At 62.3% G+C, this 17,614-nt stretch carries 15 protein-coding genes; 5 read left to right on the plus strand and 10 right to left on the minus strand.

Going from position 1 to position 17,614, the window contains the following annotated elements:
• Window positions 1-24: 24 nt before the first annotated feature.
• From C0Z16_RS17840 to C0Z16_RS17855, 4 genes are all read right to left on the minus strand, one after another.
• Window positions 25-1,479, minus strand: coding sequence for a FecR family protein (locus C0Z16_RS17840; protein WP_102633612.1), 1,455 nt, complete (start codon window positions 1,477-1,479; stop codon window positions 25-27).
• Window positions 1,480-1,511: 32 nt separating this feature from the next.
• On the minus strand, window positions 1,512-2,249 hold the full coding sequence (locus C0Z16_RS17845; protein ID WP_102633451.1) for a response regulator transcription factor: 738 nt from the start codon (window positions 2,247-2,249) through the stop codon (window positions 1,512-1,514).
• A gap of 918 nt (window positions 2,250-3,167) precedes the next feature.
• Window positions 3,168-3,599: a hypothetical protein gene (locus C0Z16_RS17850; RefSeq protein WP_102633613.1), complete on the minus strand. Its 432-nt coding sequence runs from the start codon at window positions 3,597-3,599 to the stop codon at window positions 3,168-3,170.
• A 273-nt stretch (window positions 3,600-3,872) separates the two neighbouring features.
• Window positions 3,873-5,330, minus strand: a complete 1,458-nt coding sequence (locus tag C0Z16_RS17855) for a trypsin-like peptidase domain-containing protein (protein ID WP_102633452.1) — start codon at window positions 5,328-5,330, stop codon at window positions 3,873-3,875.
• Between the two features lie 684 nt (window positions 5,331-6,014).
• Between C0Z16_RS17855 and C0Z16_RS17860 the strand changes: the two genes are divergently transcribed.
• From C0Z16_RS17860 to C0Z16_RS38190, 4 genes are all read left to right on the plus strand, one after another.
• On the plus strand, window positions 6,015-6,212 hold the full coding sequence (locus C0Z16_RS17860) for a hypothetical protein (protein ID WP_102633614.1): 198 nt from the start codon (window positions 6,015-6,017) through the stop codon (window positions 6,210-6,212).
• Window positions 6,213-6,442: 230 nt separating this feature from the next.
• Entirely contained in the window at window positions 6,443-7,009 is a 567-nt protein-coding gene (locus tag C0Z16_RS17865; protein ID WP_102633453.1) for a phasin family protein, read from the plus strand.
• 141 nt (window positions 7,010-7,150) lie between these two features.
• Entirely contained in the window at window positions 7,151-7,894 is a 744-nt protein-coding gene (gene phbB / locus C0Z16_RS17870; protein ID WP_102633454.1) for an acetoacetyl-CoA reductase, read from the plus strand.
• 148 nt (window positions 7,895-8,042) lie between these two features.
• Complete coding sequence (locus tag C0Z16_RS38190; RefSeq protein WP_167403537.1) at window positions 8,043-8,195, plus strand: hypothetical protein; 153 nt, start codon at window positions 8,043-8,045, stop codon at window positions 8,193-8,195.
• 509 nt (window positions 8,196-8,704) lie between these two features.
• Here C0Z16_RS38190 and C0Z16_RS17880 read toward each other — a convergent pair.
• The 6 genes from C0Z16_RS17880 to C0Z16_RS17905 all read right to left on the minus strand — a co-directional run bounded on the left by C0Z16_RS17880 (window position 8,705) and on the right by C0Z16_RS17905 (window position 15,629).
• On the minus strand, window positions 8,705-9,373 hold the full coding sequence (locus C0Z16_RS17880) for a septal ring lytic transglycosylase RlpA family protein (protein ID WP_167403538.1): 669 nt from the start codon (window positions 9,371-9,373) through the stop codon (window positions 8,705-8,707).
• 85 nt (window positions 9,374-9,458) lie between these two features.
• Window positions 9,459-10,271: a peptidoglycan DD-metalloendopeptidase family protein gene (locus tag C0Z16_RS17885; protein ID WP_102633456.1), complete on the minus strand. Its 813-nt coding sequence runs from the start codon at window positions 10,269-10,271 to the stop codon at window positions 9,459-9,461.
• A gap of 41 nt (window positions 10,272-10,312) precedes the next feature.
• On the minus strand, window positions 10,313-10,621 hold the full coding sequence (locus C0Z16_RS17890) for a hypothetical protein (RefSeq protein ID WP_102633457.1): 309 nt from the start codon (window positions 10,619-10,621) through the stop codon (window positions 10,313-10,315).
• Window positions 10,622-10,875: 254 nt separating this feature from the next.
• Window positions 10,876-11,142, minus strand: a complete 267-nt coding sequence (locus C0Z16_RS17895) for a hypothetical protein (protein ID WP_102633458.1) — start codon at window positions 11,140-11,142, stop codon at window positions 10,876-10,878.
• Window positions 11,143-11,399: 257 nt separating this feature from the next.
• The gene (locus C0Z16_RS17900; RefSeq protein WP_102633616.1) at window positions 11,400-14,870 is read right to left on the minus strand and encodes a DEAD/DEAH box helicase; all 3,471 of its coding nucleotides are present in this window, start codon (window positions 14,868-14,870) and stop codon (window positions 11,400-11,402) included.
• A gap of 510 nt (window positions 14,871-15,380) precedes the next feature.
• Window positions 15,381-15,629, minus strand: a complete 249-nt coding sequence (locus tag C0Z16_RS17905) for a tyrosine-type recombinase/integrase (RefSeq protein ID WP_407070679.1) — start codon at window positions 15,627-15,629, stop codon at window positions 15,381-15,383.
• Here C0Z16_RS17905 and C0Z16_RS17910 point away from each other — a divergent pair.
• The gene (locus C0Z16_RS17910) at window positions 15,609-17,546 is read left to right on the plus strand and encodes a GcvT family protein (RefSeq protein ID WP_244201269.1); all 1,938 of its coding nucleotides are present in this window, start codon (window positions 15,609-15,611) and stop codon (window positions 17,544-17,546) included. The genes C0Z16_RS17905 and C0Z16_RS17910 overlap by 21 nt on opposite strands.
• Window positions 17,547-17,614 lie beyond the last annotated feature (68 nt).

Below are 17,614 nucleotides of genomic sequence, written 5' to 3' on the forward strand. Positions count from 1 at the left end.
GCCGGCCCCGTGAATCTACCAGCGTCAGCGCGCCAGCGTAAACGAGCGCACCGCGCTGCTCGTCTCGTAGAAGCGGCCATTCTCGAATTGCTCGGCGACGATCATCCAGTAATAGACACCCGGCGGCAGATCGCTCACCACGAATTGACCGCCCGTCAGATCGGTACGATCGACGATCGGATGACGCAGATCGTCCGTTGTCGCCATAACGAAGCGAAAGCGTGTTTCCACCGAAGGCGCGCTCTGGCTGACGAACCAGCGGAACTCATAGTTGCGGTTGCCGGCGCGCGGCGCCGCCGACGCCGCAAGGCCAAACTGGCGCCGCTCGAAGCCGTAGACCTGCGGCAGTCCTTCGAGCCCGCTAGCATCCACGGCGGAGATGCGCACGAAGTACGTGCCGTCGGCGAGATTGCCGAAGTCCGCATGCGGCTCGCTCACGCGCAAGTCGCGGATCAGGTCGAGCTGGTCGGCGTCGCGCGAAATCTGCACGCGGTAGGCCGCGGCATGCTGCGCGGCCTCGGCGGTCTGCGCCGGTATCAGGTCGAAGGCGACCGTCTTGCCGTCCTGCACGCGGGCCGGCTGCCTGAGCGCGGGCGCGGCGAGCAGCTCGACGGCATCGCCGATCGCGCGGCCGGCGCGCGTGATGCTGCCAAACCGCGCGGCAAGCAGTTGCGCCGATGCCTGCAGCGGCACGCCCGGCACCTGTCCTAACGCACTGCTTCCCGCCAGGGCTGGGTCGACACCGACCGCGCCGTCCAGCACTTCGACCGCTGTGGTTTCTTCGTCGCCGTTGTATGCGACCCTGAAACGCGTCCCGCGCACGCCCGCGACTACCGACGGCGAGCGGATCTGAAAGCGGTCGTCTTTTTTCGTCGCGTGCGTCACCTGACTCTCGACTTCCCCGCGATGCAATTCCAGCAAGCGATCCGCCGCGCCCGTGAGCGCGGTGCGCCGCAGTTTGCCGATATCGAGCTTGCCGTCCTGCGTCATCGTCACGTGCGAGCCGTCGGACAGTTCCAGCGTGACGAAGCCATTTGGCCCGGTACGGATGCGATCGCCCTCAGCGAGCGCCTCGCCCACCGCGAGCGGCACGTAAGGGCTCGCGCCGAACGCATGTTCGGCCGGGCCGCTTGTTGCGATTACCCGCGCCGATTCGCGATCCTGTTTCAGCTTGTTGGCGGGCAGACGCAGCGTAATGCCGGCTGGCAAACGGCGGGGCGCGGGCACGCGATTCAGGCGGCTGAGCACGGCCCAGTCGGCGGTATCGCTGAGATAGCGGCTGGCAATGTCATAAAGCGTGTCGCCTTCGTGCGTCATATAGGAAACGTAGGCAGGCGGCGCGGCTTTCGCCCGCTGCTTCGGTGCGCGGGAAGACTGCGCATGCGCCGAAATGGGCACGAAGCAGGTCATCGCGAGCACTCCGGCAGCCGCCAGCAAGGCGCCCGCGCGACGACCAGCCGGACCGGTTCCGCCGCGCATTGCCAAAGCCACAGCCACATCCACGGAAAACGTCACGCCTGCCCCGCTTCGGGACGTCCTGCGATTGCCCGCGCCTCGCTTGCGGATTCGAGCCGTTCCAGCCGGTAGCCATAGCCGTAGATCGGCGTGAGACGGTAGCCATGCTCGGGGCGCAGACCGAGCTTGCTGCGCAGCATCGAGACGTGCGTGTCCATGGTGCGCGACGGGATGTCGGTGGCCTGCTTCCAGATGACGTCGAGAATATGCGCGCGCGACAACGGCCGGCTCAGATGCTGGAACAGCAGCAGCGCGAGTTCAAACTCCTTCTGCGTGACGGCCACTTTCTCGCCCCGCACGAGCACATGCTTGACCTGCAGATCGAACTCGAAGTCGCCGAAAATTTCCTTCGCCGCCGGCGGCTTCAGATGATAGGCGCGGCGCAGAAGCGAACCGACGCGCGCCAGCAGCAGCGCCGCCGAGACCGGCTTGACGACGTAATCGTCGGCGCCGGTGTTCAGAATCGACGTGATGTCGCTCTCATGGCCGCGGCTCGTCATGAACAGCACGGGCAAACGTTCCGACAGGCTTTCCCGGACCCAGCGCAGAACTTCTTCGCCCGACATGTCGGGAACGTTCCAGTCGAGCACCAGCAGGTCGAACGTTTGCCGCCGCAACTGCCGCACCAGTTCCCGGCCCGCGCCGTATGCGTGACAGACATGACCTGCCGCCGACAGTGTTTGGCAAACAAGATCGGCCTGAGCCGAATCGTCATCCAGGACAGCAATTCTCATAAAACCCCGCAACGCGACTTCGTCATTTATAACTGGCAGACCGGCAACCGCTTGACCGGTGGCCGGCAAACCGGCGGATCGGCCCGGATGCGGTGCTGGCTGGCGCCGGCGATCCGGCCTCCCACTCATCTTCAGTTCGAAGTTTCTTCGACTTTCTTTCGACTAATGGTCCTTCGCCCCGCGCCCCGTACGGCCTGCCGCCACCTATCTCAAAATTAGCGCGCATTCTTTCACTTATGGCGGCGATTATCCAGACGGCAGATAATCATAATCGAAAAGACGCCCGTTATTTGTGCAATGCCATTAAACGGCTAGCCGGCGGCGGCTGTCCGATTGCGTGCCGCTTGTGCCGACTTCCGCCTGGTTTCCGGCGCCTCTCAGGTCTTGCCTGCTATTGCCGGCTATCGCCTCGGCCCGTATGGGCTCGCTATATATGAGTCGAGTGGTCTCTCTCGCGCAATGGATCGAGTGGTCTCTCTCGCGCTGGGCGGCCCCGCCGCCTTTCGTTTTTTCAAACCGCCGTCCGGATTCGGAAACAGCGATTTGACAATTGTGAGTCAGTATAGAAACAGTCTCAAAATAAATCGTTTAAGGATTGTCAAATCGGTTTGATGCCGCGAAATGCAGATACACGTCGCAACACGCAGTACGCCGAAATAATTTAAAAACAATGGTTTGAGTGGACGAGTGCTTGAATCGACGCGGTAGTGGCACGCGTTTCCTGCGCTGTGAGATTTCGTGGTGGTCGTTGACCATCGAACCGTTAACAGAGTCGCCATCTGGCCGACCTCTCGCACCACGCCAGCAGACGAAGCGCCCCGCCCTTTTCAAAGAAACTGCCCTATCGCCAAAACTCAAACAGCTTGTTGCGACTGACTCAAACGATTGGCCGAGTCAAATACCAGTTCATCCGCCTACTCAGTGGTACGTCGTGGTAGACGATTGCAGTCTGGTCAACACGCCGCGCTTGAATCCGAACCAGCCTTGCGAGCTTTGCATCACGACTTCATCGCCTTGCCAGAACACGCGCTTGACCGTCATGCGCGTGCCACTGCGCTGTACAAGTGGCGGACGGTGGCGAAAGTCGTACAGCACGGGGCCGGCATCGGTCTGCACCAGCGTACGCGCGATGGTGTCATTTGCGTTACCCGCGTCATCGAAATGCGTGAGCGTGTTCGCGCCAAAGCGATCGAAAATTTCCTTGTCGAGCATCGCCACGAAGTCGCGCTCGACCCGCATGAATTGCAGTGTGCCCGAGGGCGTGCCGAGCGGGCCGGACGCGTTGCTTTGCGCATGAACGCAAGTCGCGAAAGAGGTGGCTGCGAGCGCAGCGACGAACCGTCGTCTCATGTTGCCTTTCAGGTTCAGCGGCGTCTCCGGCGACGGAGCACCGGAGTGGAATGCCACGGACGGCCGGGCGTTACTCCGGCTGCTATGTCCGCGCCACTGTGTCGGGCGGTTTTTCCGACCATACGCTGGCGAGTGATGCGCACCTTCACACCTGCGATGCAGGCAGCCGTGGCTTGATCATTGTGCCCTATCCGGCATGGTGCGGATGGTGGTGTCGACGAAAACAGCCGCCGCCGTTTTCTCGCGCCATCAACGCAGCCCGCGCGTCACTGTTCATCTGAGGTCGACCGAAATAAAACTGCGCGCGTTGTTGCGCTGGATTAGCACGGCTATCGCTTTTCCCGCTTTTGCTTCCAGCGCGGTCACTTGCTCCTGAGTTTCGACCAGGTCGCCATTGAGCGACAGGACGACATCGCCGGGCCGGATGCCGGCGCGGGCTGCGGGTCCATCCACCGCGTCGACCATCAGACCTACGGCCAGCCCGGTCGTGCGTCGCTCGGCCTCGCTCAGCGGGTGCATGATCAGGCCCAGACGATCCGTTGCGCCGCCTTCGTTCTGTCGAATGTCCGCCTTCTCTACCGGTGCGCCGATCACAAGCACAACTGTCATCGGTCTTCGATTGCGGATCAGCCTGAGTGTGCTTTTCGTGCCGGTCGGCAGACGCGCAGCTTCCTCGATGAGTTCCGCAGAGCGATCGATCGTCTTGTCGCCGATCTGCACGATGACGTCGCCTGGCTTCACGCCACTTGCGGCAGCCGGACTGCCGGGATCCACGGAATTGACCAGCGCCCCGGCCGGTCGCGGCAGGGCAAAGGCCACCGCCAAGCCGGAGCCGACGTCTTGTACCTCCACGCCCAGTCCGCCCGGAGATGTCGTGCGCTGGCTTTGCAACTGCGCCCGCACTTTGTTCGCCACGTTGATGGGAATCGCAAAGGTAAGGATGGGGTATCTGTCCGAATCCGCATAAATCTGCACGTCGATGCCGACCACCTCTCCGGCGCGGTTGAACAGAGGTCCACCCGAGTTGTCGGGGTTGGCGGAGACATCGGTCTGGAAAAAGGGAAAATTGCTGCCATCCGACAGCGTGCGAGACGTCGCACTGACCAGGCCGGCAGTCACCGTGTTCTGGAAGCGCTCGGGCGACCCTATCGTCAGCACCTGTTCGCCGGCGCGCACTCGCGATGAGTCGCCGAGTTTGACGGTCGGAAGCTTCGTGGCGTCGATCTGAATCACCGCGACGTCGCTCTGTGCGTCGACAGTCAGCACTTTTGCCTTGAACTCGCGCCGGTCGGTCAGCCTGACCGTCACTTCGGTGGCTTGATCCACCACATGAGCCGTGGTCAGAATCAGACCGTCGGGGCTAATGATGAACCCCGAGCCGGCACCCGATAACGCACCTGGCGGGTTGCCTTGCGACTCCTGCGGCTGCTGCGCCGCGCGCTTGAAGAATGCGGACAGAGGATCGTCAGAATCGAGCGCCACAAGGACTGGCGCCGATGCTTGCTGGTCGTGGGCAGCCGCACTGATGTTGACGACGGCCAGCCCGTAGCGTTCCACGATTGCAGGAAAGTCGACAGGCGCGGCACCGTTGGCGGGAGAGACCCGCTTCTCTTTGGCAGGCAGCGGGGCGGCGCGCGCGGCGATCGCCGTTGACGTCAGACATGGGCAGCCATAGAGAAGCGCAGTTATCACGAGAGCGTGAAACAACGAGCGAAGCGTCTGGTCGATCACAGCGCACCTCCAAGGCGGTCGTTATGCCGGGCCGAAGCATGAAGCGCCGGTGGCTAACAAGCACTGTGCATAAATTATTTCGCGCTGAGCAACGGCCGACTGTGACGCAGCGCACCGATGAGATCGAAAGCAAAAAAACGTCACTCCTGGCGCTGCTTGCGATAACGAATCGCCGACAGCTTAGCGCTGGCGGCGGGCATTCTCTCCACGCGGTCAGCGATGAGCGATCGGGCGCATACCGTCGCAATCGCAGACGATATCTGTAGCGCATGGGTAGTCCGAAAACCAATGCTTCAATCCACCAGATGTCTTCTCTTTTCGCTCGACAGATATTGCGCTTCCCATTTTCGACGCCTAGTATTGTCAGATGAAATGCACGCGCATCGCTCACCTCTGAACAACCTGCAACAAGCTCACCAAGCGATTGTTCGAGAAGCATCAGTGCCTTTTCAGACAGACACACAGCCGAATGCGCGCGTGATGTCCGGTTCCAACGCGTTGGTGCGAAAAAGTTAAATCCCACATATTGATATGCGGACCGGTAGGCATTAAGATGACCTCCCGGGCGCGCAGTCGGCATCCGGTTAGCGTGAATCTAAAAATCACATTTCGCGAGCCGCGATGATGGCCGTCACGCGAGAACGGTTGAGCTTTCCAGCATTGGCCTATCACCAGGAGACAAAGATGCTGAGTCCTCATGAGTTCGCAACCTTGATGCTAGTCAAGGACGCCCCCGATCAGGTCGGTCTCGATCGTTCAGATCTGGACATTCTGCTCGAACATCAACTTGTCGCATTGGAAACCCTCCCATCCGGTCAGCAGCGCCCCCAGTTAACCAGCGACGGTGTTTCTGTACTGAAGATTGTCATGCGCTTGAGTTAGCAGCTCTGTCAGTTGACGACTCTCCGCATATAAATTCCGGCGTAATCAATGCGGTCCGTTTTACCGGAAGCAGTGAGCAAATAAGCAATTAGTACCACTATTAATCAGCCTGCTGGGTGCAGCGTGCAATTCCGCGTTGCACTCGAGCTTCCCGCCAGTCCAATTGCGCGACCGCAGTGCACTCTATTGCCGATTAATCGGTGCCGGGTCGCTTCCTTAGGAGTTTGACGATGTATCTATCGACCCCAGAGCAGATCGCAGCGTCCCAGAAGGCCAACCTTGATATCGCTTACGGGCTGGCCAACAAGGTAGTCGCGGGGTTTGAAAAGCTGGCCGACCTGAATCTGAAAACGATTCAGTCGACGCTGGCCGAGACGCAGCAGAACGCGCAGAAAGTGTTTTCCGCCAGAGATCCGCAAGAGTGGCTCGCGCTGCAAGCGGGGCTCGTTGCGCCGTCAGTAGAGAAAGTGCAGTCGTACAGCCGTCAGCTGTTCGAGATTCTGTCGGCCACTCAAGGCGAGATCGCACAGGTTGCACAGACGCAATACGACGCCTACAACCGCCGGGTGCAAACGCTCGTCGAGGACGTTGCCAAAAACGCACCGGCGGGTTCGGAAGCCGCGATCGCCGGATGGAAGTCCGCGATCGGCGCTTCGAATACCTTCATCGAAACCCTGCAAAAAACCAGTCAGCAGGCGGTGGAACTTGCCGAAAGCAGCCTGGAGGCCGTCGGGACCGCTGCATCGGACACCGTCCGGCGCGCAGGCGAGAAAGCGTCGGCGGGCACCAAACGATAATCGTCCACGCGGGCCTCGCGCCCGTGTCAGTCCGTTGCGTTGGACAAGAAATCCTGCGGATGTGGAACGCATCCGGCGGTCATAAGGCGACCATCCCTCTATACGAGCGAGGATCGCCTCCCTTTATAGGAGACAAGAGAGATGACGAAACAGGTTGCGCTGGTGACAGGTGGAATGGGCGGACTCGGTGAAGCAATCAGCATCAGACTCCACGACGGTGGCTATACCGTTGTGGTCACCTACTCGCCGCAGAATACCGGAGCCGACGAGTGGCTGGCCCGCATGGAAGCCGGCGGGCGAAAGTTCCGCGCCTATGCCGTCGATGTCGCAGACTACGACTCGTGCCAACTGTGCGCGGAACGGATCAGGGCGGAAATCGGCCCGGTCGACATCCTGGTCAATAACGCCGGCATCACGCGGGACTCGGGTTTCAGGAAGCTCGACAAAGTCAATTGGGATGCAGTGATCCGCACCAACCTCGACTCGGTATTCAACATGACGAAGCCGTGGTGCGACAGCATGGCGGAACGAGGCTGGGGCCGCATCGTCAATGTGTCGTCGATCATTGGCAGCAAGGGCGGTTTCGGTCAGACGAACTACGCCGCCGCAAAAGCCGGTATGCATGGTTTCACGAAGTCACTGGCACTGGAAGTCGCGAAGAAAGGCGTCACCGTGAATACGATCTCGCCCGGGTTTATCGCCACGAAGATGGTTACAGCGGTGCCCCAGGACATTCTCGACAGCAAAATCATTCCACAGATTCCGGTCGGCCGCCTCGGGCAGCCGGAAGAAGTCGCCGCGCTTGTTCTTTACCTATGCTCGCGCGAGGCGGCTTTCGTGACCGGAGCCAACATCGCGATCAACGGCGGCCAGCATCTGCAGTGAAACAACCGGCTTGCAGCCGGGCGAAGGAGGAGAGCTGGCTTGCCGCCAGCTCTCCGCACAACAGGAATGGCGAGCCAAGCCTGCCGCCCGGATGAACGGGCTACGGCGGATCGTCGAGGCCGTAACGGCAACTGCACGGGAGAGCGCGATGAGCGACTCATGGATAGGCATTGTGATGGGTTCGTCTGTGCTGGTGATTGCATCCATGCTTGTAGCCGGCCACTATCGGCGCGAGCAGCGTCGGCGACAACTTCTGCGCAACCTTGACCATCACGACTGGTGGGGCTGGCCCCGCCACTGACCTTGAAGATGTCTGGCGTCGGGAATGGTCTCGCGCGGGTTATATAGTTTCGTGCCGCATGATAGAACTGTGACAGCGTAAAGGGATGACGGTTGTGCGGGGCGAAGCGGGAACAATACGTAAATCGGTGCGAGCGGCGCGGCATGTAAAAAAACGGCGTCGTCCTCGGTAAGAGACGACGCCGCTCAAAAAACACCACACGCTCGCGGGGGCTTGCCTCACGAGTGAACAAAAATAACCGCAACTACAATCTTCCTCAAGATGAAAGAACTGCGTTTGTAACGAGGCACGCGGTACTTATTACGTAGCACCTTACAGCCAGACGCACGGAAGCGGCGCCGCACGCGGGATGAAAAACTTACGATAAAACGCGCGGGAATTCGCGCATTTACAGACCGCGATGATTTGTTACAGTCGCATCGCCACACAGTAGACGAACGACCCGGACCCGTATCACCCAAGCGTAAGGCGAGTGAAATCCACGCACACTGGGCCGTATGCGTCGGATCTCACGCCGACTGATCGAGGCAGCGGCGCGCGCCGGCCGCGTCATGCGTCGGCGCAATAGGTTCGAGCTTGACGGGCAAGCTGCCCGCGACTCGCACGCCGAGCGCCTCGGCGGCGGCATATGACAAATCGATAATCCGTCCGTGCACGAACGGCCCGCGATCATTGATACGAACCACCACCGAACGCGCGCGGCCGAGCGTCGTCACACGCACGCAGGCACCCAGCGGCAACGTGCGATGCGCGGCAGTCAGCGCATGCATGTCGTAACGCTCGCCGCTCGCGGTGCGGCGGCCATGGAACATCTTCCCGTACCACGACGCGATGCCGGTCTGCTGAAAGCGCTTATTGCAAGCACAAGCCGGTACGATTGGCGAATCATCGTTCGCGGACCGCACGTCGGGCTGCATATCGGATTGCGTATCCGATTGCGGCTCATCAGCCGATGAACGCGGCGCCTTATTCCGGTCGACGCCATCGTCATATTGCAACGGATGCAGTACTGCCCTTTCCGACGTCCGCATGTCGGCGTAGTTTGCGTTCGACGGGTCCGATTCAACGTCCGGTTGCGCACAGCCGCCAAGCGTGAATACGGCGCCGAGCGACGCCAGCATCAGCGTCAGTGTGGGCGAGAGACGGCCTGCGGGAAAACTGGCAAAGCTGAAGATCATGAGCGTCGCATCGCGCGTCTAACTGCATTGCTGCAGGCCGCGTCGAGTCCAGTTCGGGAAGCGGCGATGCCGCGAAAACGCCGGATTAATGGCGTTTGGGAAGGTAGGTAAGCGGATCGACGGGCTTGCCGTCGTCGCGCACTTCGAAGCGCGCGTAGGCGTCGCCGGCGGCGTCGGCGGAAGCTTCTGCAATCGCCTGCCCTTTCTTGACGGCGGCGCCTTCTTTGACGAGCAACGCACGGTTGTTGCCGTAAGCGGTCAACAGGTGTGAGTCGTGCTTGATGATGATCAGCCGGCCATAAGCCGTGATGCCGCTGCCCGCGTAGACGACCCTGCCGCTAGCCGCGGCTTTCACCTGCTCGCCGGCGCGCGCAGCGATTGTGATGCCTTTGGTTTTGCCGGCAACGAACGGCCCTCTCAATGCGCCGTCCACAGGCCATGCGAGCCGCGCTTTAGCAATGCCCGATGAGCCCAAAGCCGCGTCCGCACGTTTATCCCCGCCAGTTGCCGCGCCCGCAGTCGATATGGCCGGCCCGCTTGCGACCGTCACTGGCGGCGCGACACGCAACATCTGCCCGGCCCGCAGCGCCCCGTCCGCAGGCAGATGGTTCCACTGTGCAATCGCCGATGCGTCGCGGCCAAACCCTCTCGCGATGGCAGTCAGCGTATCGTGCGGATTCACACGATAAAACCCTGCGGGCACCGCCGGTTCGCTCGGTGTAGCAAGCATGCTGCCGGCAGTCCAGGCCGATAACGAATCCGGCGGCAAGTCGTTTCTCGACTCAGGCAACGGCCCACTCGGCGAAAAGAGCGAGCAGCCGCTCAGGGCGCCAGCCAGTGACAGCGCGAGCAGGACGGGGACAGCCGGTTTGGCGCATCGGCGCAAACAGATTTTCATTGGAGCAATCAGAGCGGATCGTGGGGGTGCCGAGCGGCGTCTCAGCACGCGTGTTTCTTCGCGCGGCCCGGCGGGCAGTGAGCGTCGCTGTCGAAGCGATACCTGTCATGGCCGCTGTTCTGACTACTGTTTGCCGGCACCTGATGTTCTTCCCACTCCGCGCGCCTCTCCTGGCGATGACCGTCCCAATAGCGGCCGTCACGCGAGCCAAGCGTGGCATGCTCGACGGGGGTGGTCATAACCGTGCGGGGCGTGGACGGACCGATTGCGAGGCCGAAGTCGTTCGCGTGAGCGGCAATGGACAGGCTCATCGCAGAGGCAATCGCGACGGAAAGACAAAAACGATTCACGCAATACTCCTAACTAAATCAATATGACGCTGAACGACAGGATCCGGAACGATTGACGGCGGTGATCGAGGGCGTCGACCGCATACGAAGGCCATATATGGAGGCCGTATATGGAGGCCGGATACGAAGGCCGCACGGGCCGCACGGGCCGCATACAAAGAGCGCTTTGCGCGGCGAGCGGATTCGCGGGGGGCGTGCGGGCCGATGACACGCACCGGCCCGCGTCTTCACAGGCTCGCTAATCGGCGAAAAAGTTACGGCTTGGCGGGTGCTGCGTCGTCGCTCGACGGTGCGGCGCTGTCTGCGCTCTTAGCCGCAGATGCCGCATGCTTGTGCGCGTGCCTGTGATGCTTCTTCGCGTGATGATGCTTCGCTGCCGGCTTGCCTTCATGCGAAGTGGCAACAACGGCTTGCGACGATTCAGCAACCGGTGCGGGCGCGGCTGCGGGCGCGGAAGCCTGTGCGAACGCGGCGATCGAGAACAGGCCGGCGACGGCGGCGGCGAGAAGTTGCTTGTTCATTACGGTTTTTCCTTAACGTATTCGTTGACTGACCTGTTGATGGTCGCGTGTTCAACGAGTGCCGAAAGAAACCGTTGACGGCATCAAGGGAAACTCTGCATTCCTTGACGATTTGTGACGCCTTTGAACAATTGGGAGTCAGATGTGGTGATATTGAATGCCGCGAAGAGGCCCGGCTTGTGATGGCTTCTGATGGCTGTTCGCTAGTGACGTCCGCGAGACGCGGAGGCCGCACACGGTCCTGAAGACCGTGTGCTTCATCTTCCGCCTTCGATCTCCGGCATGGGCGCGAACAGAGCGTCGATGTCGTCGTCCGAGAACTTGGCGGCGCCGGCGGCGTCTTCGGAGAGAATGCTGTCGGCGAGTCCCGCCTTGCGCTCCTGCAACTCCACGATCTTTTCTTCGATGCTGCCCGCCGCAATCAGCTTGTAGACGAACACGGGCTTGTCCTGCCCCAGCCGATGCGCGCGGTCGGTCGCCTGGTTTTCAGCGGCTGGATTCCACCACGGGTCGTAGTGGATCACAGTATCGGCGGCGGTCAGGTTCAGGCCCACGCCACCCGCCTTCAGACTGATCAGGAACAAGGGCACCTCGCCTTGCTGGAAACGCTCGACGGGCGTGATCCGGTCCGTCGTATCGCCGGTCAGGATCACATATGGAATGGCGGCTTCTTCGAGTGCCTCGGCGATCAGCGAGAGCATGCCAGTGAACTGCGAAAACAGCAGGACGCGGCGCCCTTCGTCGATCAACTCCGGCAGCATCGACAGCAAAAGATCGAGCTTGGCAGAGCGCATGCCTCTTGCGCCCTTCTCCGCTTTATCGGGACTCGCCGGCTTGCCGGCCGCATCCCGACTGCGCTCGTCGACCTCGCTCGCGCTTCTCAGCGTGCGCAAGAGACGCGGATCGCAACAGACCTGCCGCAGCTTCAACAGCGCGTCCAGCACGATGATGTGACTGCGCGCGAGACCTTGCGCGCTGACCGCGGCGCGCACCTTCTCCTGCATCGCCGTGCGCACAGTCTCGTACAGATCGCGCTGCGCGCCTTCGAGATCGACGGAGCAGACAATCGTCGTCTTGGCCGGCAACTCCTTGGCGACCTCGTCCTTGCGACGCCGCAGCATGAATGGCCGGATGCGGCGCGCGAGCAGCGAGCGGCGCACGCCGTCGCCGTTCTTTTCGATCGGGTTGCGCCAGCGGCGCGTGAAGTCCTTCTGGCTGCCGAGAAAACCCGGCAGCAGAAAATCGAACTGCGACCACAATTCGCCGAGGTGATTTTCGAGCGGCGTGCCGGTCAGACACAGCCTGTGCAGCGCGCTCAAGCCGCGAATTGCCTGCGCGGCTTTCGTGGTCGCGTTCTTGACGTACTGCGCCTCGTCAAGAATCAGCAAGTGATATTGGTATTCGGCGAGCACCTTCTGATCGCGCCACAGTAATGCATACGTGGTCAGGATCAGTTCGTGTTCGCCGATCTGCTCGAAACGCTCCTTGCGCTGCGGGCCGTTCAGCACCAGCACCTTTAGTTCGGGCGCGAAGCGCCGCGCTTCCTCGCGCCAGTTGTGCACGAGCGTGGTCGGCACCACGATCAGCGCGGGGCGGTCGAGCCGCCCCGCTTCCTTCTCGGCAAGAATATGCGCGAGCGTCTGCACAGTCTTGCCGAGACCCATGTCGTCGGCGAGCACACCGGCGAGACCCTGCTCGCGTAGATACTGCATCCAGTTCAGGCCCTGATGCTGGTACGCGCGCAGTTCCGCGCGCAGGCCACGCGGCACGGGCACCTCGCGCAAGCCAGGACCGGCTTGCAGACGCTGCGCCAATTGACGGATCGAATCGTCGCCGCGAAATTGCCAGCGTCCGGTATCGCTCAACGCCTGAAGGCGCCCTGCGTCGACGGAAGGCACGCGCAGCGGCGCGCCGTCGGCCAGCGTGCCGCCCAGCGAGTCGAACAGATCGACCAGCACGCGCACCACCGGCTTCAGCCGGTCCGCGCGCAGCCGCAAACGCTTGTTCTCCTCGGTCTTCAACTCGATGGGTTCGTCGTCGCGAATGGCTTCGAGCGCGCCGCTCAGCCAGCGCCGGTCGCGCCGGAACAGGTCGGCGAGCAGCGGTTCGAGCCGCACGTTACGCTCGCCGATGCGGATGCCCATTTCCAGATCGAACCAGCCGTCGCCCGCCTGATGTGCGGCGCCGTCGATTGCATCGATCTCGATGATGTTGTAGCGGAACTCGGGCGCCATCGTCACGCGCCAGCCTTTACTGACGAGATCGGGCACGGCGTCGTTGACGAACGCGGACCACGCGTCGGCATCGGGCAGCCCGAGCATCGTGTCGGGCTGCAGGCGCGAGGCGAACACGCGGCTGGTCGGCACTTTCTGCAGTCCGCTCTTGCGCAGTTCGAGCAGGCGCTTTTTCTCGGCCTCGTAGCGGCGGCGAATATGAATCACATCGCCGCCCGGCACCGGCACGAGCGTCACACTGCTATCCACATTAATGCTGACACCGTCGTAGTCGAAACTCACGCCGGCCAGTTCCACCGCCTCGCCCTTGCCTTTGCCCTTGCCCGTCGATGGCAGCGCGTGGCTGTTGAGCGTAAGCACCGGCACGGGATCCACATCGATGACGCGAATCGCCGAAGCATCCTGCGTGGGCGGCAGCGGCAATTCGGGCGCGACCTCGCGCAGCACCGAGGCGACGAGCGGCGCTTCGGCGAGCGAGATCGGCGGCATGGCGAGGTAATCGGGCAATTGCTGGAACGGCAGCGACGAGTGCACGATGCCGGCCTCGTTGGCCACGCCGTCCACGTACCAGACGGGCTCCGTCGGCAGCACCATGCTGGCGCGTGGCTCGGTGCATAGAACGGGGCGCAGCCGCTGGTCGGCAAGCGGTTCCCATTCGATGCGCCCGGGGCGGTCAGCCGCGCGCGCGAGCGGCGTGGGCCCGTCATGACCGGGCGCGACCTTGAAGTCGACGAACAGGCGCCCGGTGGCGATCAGCTTTTGCAGCATCTCGGCGCCGCTCGCGCCGCGCAGAATGAATTGCCCGAAGTCTTCGCGCGAACGGCCGAGCCATAGACCGCGCAAGATGGACAGGTCTTCGTCCGAGACGAATCTCGGCTGCTTGACTAGCGCCGCCTCGACATTGCCCCAGCTCTCGCCCACCGAGACCACCCGGCCTTCCGGATGGCAGCGCGCGCGGTACAGCACGACCTCGTGCCGCATATGGAAGTCGGACCAGTTCAGCCGGTACGCGAGTGTCTCGGTGCGCGCAGCGCTCGCCTTCTGGACCGCTGCATCGGCCGCCTCGGCGCGCGCCCGGAAACGTTCGAGCCAACTGACCAGCTCGGGACGCACGCCCGGCTGCGGAGCGGCGCTTTCCGCCGCCGCCAGTTTGGCAAAGGCGGCGGCGCTGTCGTCGCGCTCATCCTGGTCCACGCGGATGATGTGGTCCATCTCGTCGTGATACTCGAGCTCGGCGAGCAGCAGCGCGGCAACGTGCTTGCAATTGCGGCCGACCGGGCAGGTGCAGTCGCTCTGCGCCCAGGGCGAGCCGCCATCGGTGCGAAACCGCACGCGTGTTCTGTACGGAAGCGGCTGGGTGCCCTGCACGTCGCCCGTCAGCGTGGCGCCGTGCCAGTGCATATTGCTGACGGGTCCGACCGCGCGCGCCTTGGCGACGGTGTGATCCCCGAGCCAATCTGCAATCCGTTCCCGATCAAAGAAAACTGACGACATCAGCATGCATCCTCTTCAAGCCGGCCAAAGCAAGCGGCGCGAGCGCAATGGGCCCGGCGGACGGCGCGCTGCCTGCCGGTGCGTTTTCTGCGTAGCGTCGATTGCCAGTGATAACCGGCCATTTTACGCGTTGGCGGGATTTGGCTGTGCGAGGCGGTGCTGGCGTGGAGGTTTGTGTGGGGCGGGTTTTGCGCGCATGCGGGTTTTGTGCGGCCACGCGTTTTGTGCAGGGACCGGTTTCATGCGGCTACGGATTTTGTGCGCGGAAGGGATTCGTGCGGGGATGCGTTCTGTGCGCAAAAGGGTTTCCTGCGGGACGCGCTTGGCGCGGCGTCGCGTTTTCGGGCGGACAGCCGTTTTCGCACGAAGACGCGTTTCAAGCAGCGACGGGTTTCATCGCCAGACGCCACTCCGTTTGCAGCGGCTTATGGCCGCTCATTGGGGGCGCTTCAGAAAACGGAAAATCAAGCACGTTAAGACCTGGAGACCCTTTCTCGACCGGCGCTCCCGCTAACGTGCAGCGAACGCCTGAGTGAACTGACGGGCGCGTTTGACCTCGTCGCTCCGGAGGTAGATCGAGGTAGTCGCGATCGAAGCGTGGCGCAGGTTGTCCCGCACGGTTGTCAGTTCCGCGCCTCGGGCAAGCGCATGGGTGGCGTGCGTATGGCGCATCCAGTGCGGGCTCGCCCGCCGCAATTTTTCCGCAGCCAGCGAGTGGTGGGCGCCAATGACATCGGCGTGATTGAAGAAGCGTCGCATGACGCTCCACAGGTGGGTTCCGGTAATGCTCGCGATGCTGCCTACCATCTGACGAAGCTCGGCTGGATCGTCGTGAATTGCGCCGGCCAATGGGCCAAGGCTGTGGGCCGACTGTGCGACGTCACCGTGCCGCTGCATTCGGCCGAGCACTATTACATCGTCACCGAACGCATTGCTGGCGTGCATCCCGATCTGCCGGTCATGCGCGACCCGGATGGTTTCATCTATTTCAAGGAAGAAGTCGGCGGTCTGGTGATGGGCGGCTTTGAACCGGATGCCAAGCCGTGGGGCATGAACGGCATCCCCGAAAATTTCGAATTTCAACTGCTGCCCGACGATTGGAACCAGTTCGAAATCCTGATGACAAACGCGCTCCAACGCGTGCCGGCGCTCGAAACGGCACAGGTCCGGCAGTTCTACAACGGCCCCGAATCGTTCACGCCCGACAACAACTTCATACTCGGTGAAGCGCCCGAACTGCGGCGCTTTTTCGTCGGCGCGGGTTTCAACTCGATGGGCATTGCATCCGCGGGCGGCGCGGGCATGGCGCTCGCCGAATGGATCGTCGCGGGCGAGCCGACCATGGATTTGTGGCCGGTCGACATCCGCCGCTTCGCGCGCTTCAATGGCAACGACACGTGGCTGCACGACCGGGTGAAGGAAACGCTCGGCTTGCACTATGCGATGCCGTGGCCCAATCGCGAACTCGACAGCGCGCGGCCGTTTCGCCGTTCGCCGCTGTACGCTTTGCTGCGCGATGACGACGCCTGTTTCGGCAGCAAGATGGGCTGGGAGCGCGCCAACTTTTTCGCGCCGACGCGCGAAGAAGCGCACATCCATTACGCGTTCGGCCGGCAGAACTGGTTGCCGTGGAGCGGCGCCGAACATCGCGCGTGCCGCGAAGGTGTGGCGCTGTTCGACATGACGTCGTTCTCCAAATTTCTCGTCAAAGGCCGCGACGCGCAAAGCGTTCTGCAAGGCCTTGTCGCGAACGATGTGGACGTGCCGGTCGGCAGGACTGTCTATACCGGCATGCTCAACGAACGCGGCAATTACGAGTCCGACTTCACGCTTACGCGCCTCGCCGCGGATCAATACCTGCTCGTTACAGGCACCGCGCAATCCACGCGCGACTTCGACGTGATTGAAAAAGCGATTCCACCCGACAAGCACTGCATGCTCGTCGACGTGACGGGCCAATATGCGGTGCTCGCCGTGATGGGCCCGCGCTCGCGCGAACTGCTGCAAAGCGTATCGAAAGCGGACTGGCGCAACGAAGCGTTCGCGTTCGGCCAAAGCCGCGAGATCGACATCGGTTATGCGACGGTGCGCGCCACGCGTCTCACTTATGTCGGCGAACTCGGTTGGGAACTGTACGTGCCGGTCGAATTCACGGTCGGCGTGTACGAAGGCTTGCATGAAGCAGGCAAAGCATTCGGACTCGTGAATGCGGGCTACTACGCGATCGACTCCTTGCGCATCGAAAAAGGCTATCGCGCGTGGGGGCGTGAACTGACGCCGGACACCAATCCGTTCGAGGCGGGCCTCTCTTTCGCGTGCAAGCTCGACAAGGACATTGCGTTTCGCGGCCGCGACGCATTGCTGAAATTACGCGACGAACCGCTGCGTCGCCGTATGGTCGTGCTGACCGCCGACGGCGCAGCGGATCGCATGTTGTGGGGCGGCGAAGCGATTCTCCGCGATGGCAAGCCCGTCGGTTTCGTGAGTTCGGCGGCGTTCGGCCACACGCTCGGCTGTCCGGTCGCGATGGGCTATGTGAACAATCCGGATGGCCCGGCCGACGCCGCGTATCTGATGAGCGGCGCTTATGCAATCGACGTCGCCGGCGAATTGCTGGGGGCTGCGCTTCATCTGAAGGCGCCGTATGATCCGCGCTCGGAACGGGTGAGAAGCTAGCCATGCGGTTGACGCCCATCGCGCGCCATACTCGCAAGCACGCCGTCGCGATGGATGAGCCCATGAAA

Source organism: Paraburkholderia rhynchosiae (genome assembly GCF_002879865.1).
Classification (GTDB): domain Bacteria; phylum Pseudomonadota; class Gammaproteobacteria; order Burkholderiales; family Burkholderiaceae; genus Paraburkholderia; species Paraburkholderia rhynchosiae.

Bases quoted from the DNA above. Each gene is read 5' to 3' on its own strand.
- C0Z16_RS17840 (WP_102633612.1), bottom strand. From the start codon at position 1,479: ATGCGCGGCGGAACCGGTCCGGCTGGTCGTCGCGCGGGCGCCTTGCTG.
- C0Z16_RS17900 (WP_102633616.1), bottom strand. From the start codon at position 14,870: ATGTCGTCAGTTTTCTTTGATCGGGAACGGATTGCAGATTGGCTCGGG.
- C0Z16_RS17885 (WP_102633456.1), bottom strand. From the start codon at position 10,271: ATGAAAATCTGTTTGCGCCGATGCGCCAAACCGGCTGTCCCCGTCCTG.
- C0Z16_RS17845 (WP_102633451.1), bottom strand. From the start codon at position 2,249: ATGAGAATTGCTGTCCTGGATGACGATTCGGCTCAGGCCGATCTTGTT.
- phbB (WP_102633454.1), top strand. From the start codon at position 7,151: ATGACGAAACAGGTTGCGCTGGTGACAGGTGGAATGGGCGGACTCGGT.
- C0Z16_RS17895 (WP_102633458.1), bottom strand. From the start codon at position 11,142: ATGAACAAGCAACTTCTCGCCGCCGCCGTCGCCGGCCTGTTCTCGATC.
- C0Z16_RS17865 (WP_102633453.1), top strand. From the start codon at position 6,443: ATGTATCTATCGACCCCAGAGCAGATCGCAGCGTCCCAGAAGGCCAAC.
- C0Z16_RS17850 (WP_102633613.1), bottom strand. From the start codon at position 3,599: ATGAGACGACGGTTCGTCGCTGCGCTCGCAGCCACCTCTTTCGCGACT.
- C0Z16_RS17905 (WP_407070679.1), bottom strand. From the start codon at position 15,629: ATGCGACGCTTCTTCAATCACGCCGATGTCATTGGCGCCCACCACTCG.
- C0Z16_RS17860 (WP_102633614.1), top strand. From the start codon at position 6,015: ATGCTGAGTCCTCATGAGTTCGCAACCTTGATGCTAGTCAAGGACGCC.
- C0Z16_RS38190 (WP_167403537.1), top strand. From the start codon at position 8,043: ATGAGCGACTCATGGATAGGCATTGTGATGGGTTCGTCTGTGCTGGTG.
- C0Z16_RS17880 (WP_167403538.1), bottom strand. From the start codon at position 9,373: ATGATCTTCAGCTTTGCCAGTTTTCCCGCAGGCCGTCTCTCGCCCACA.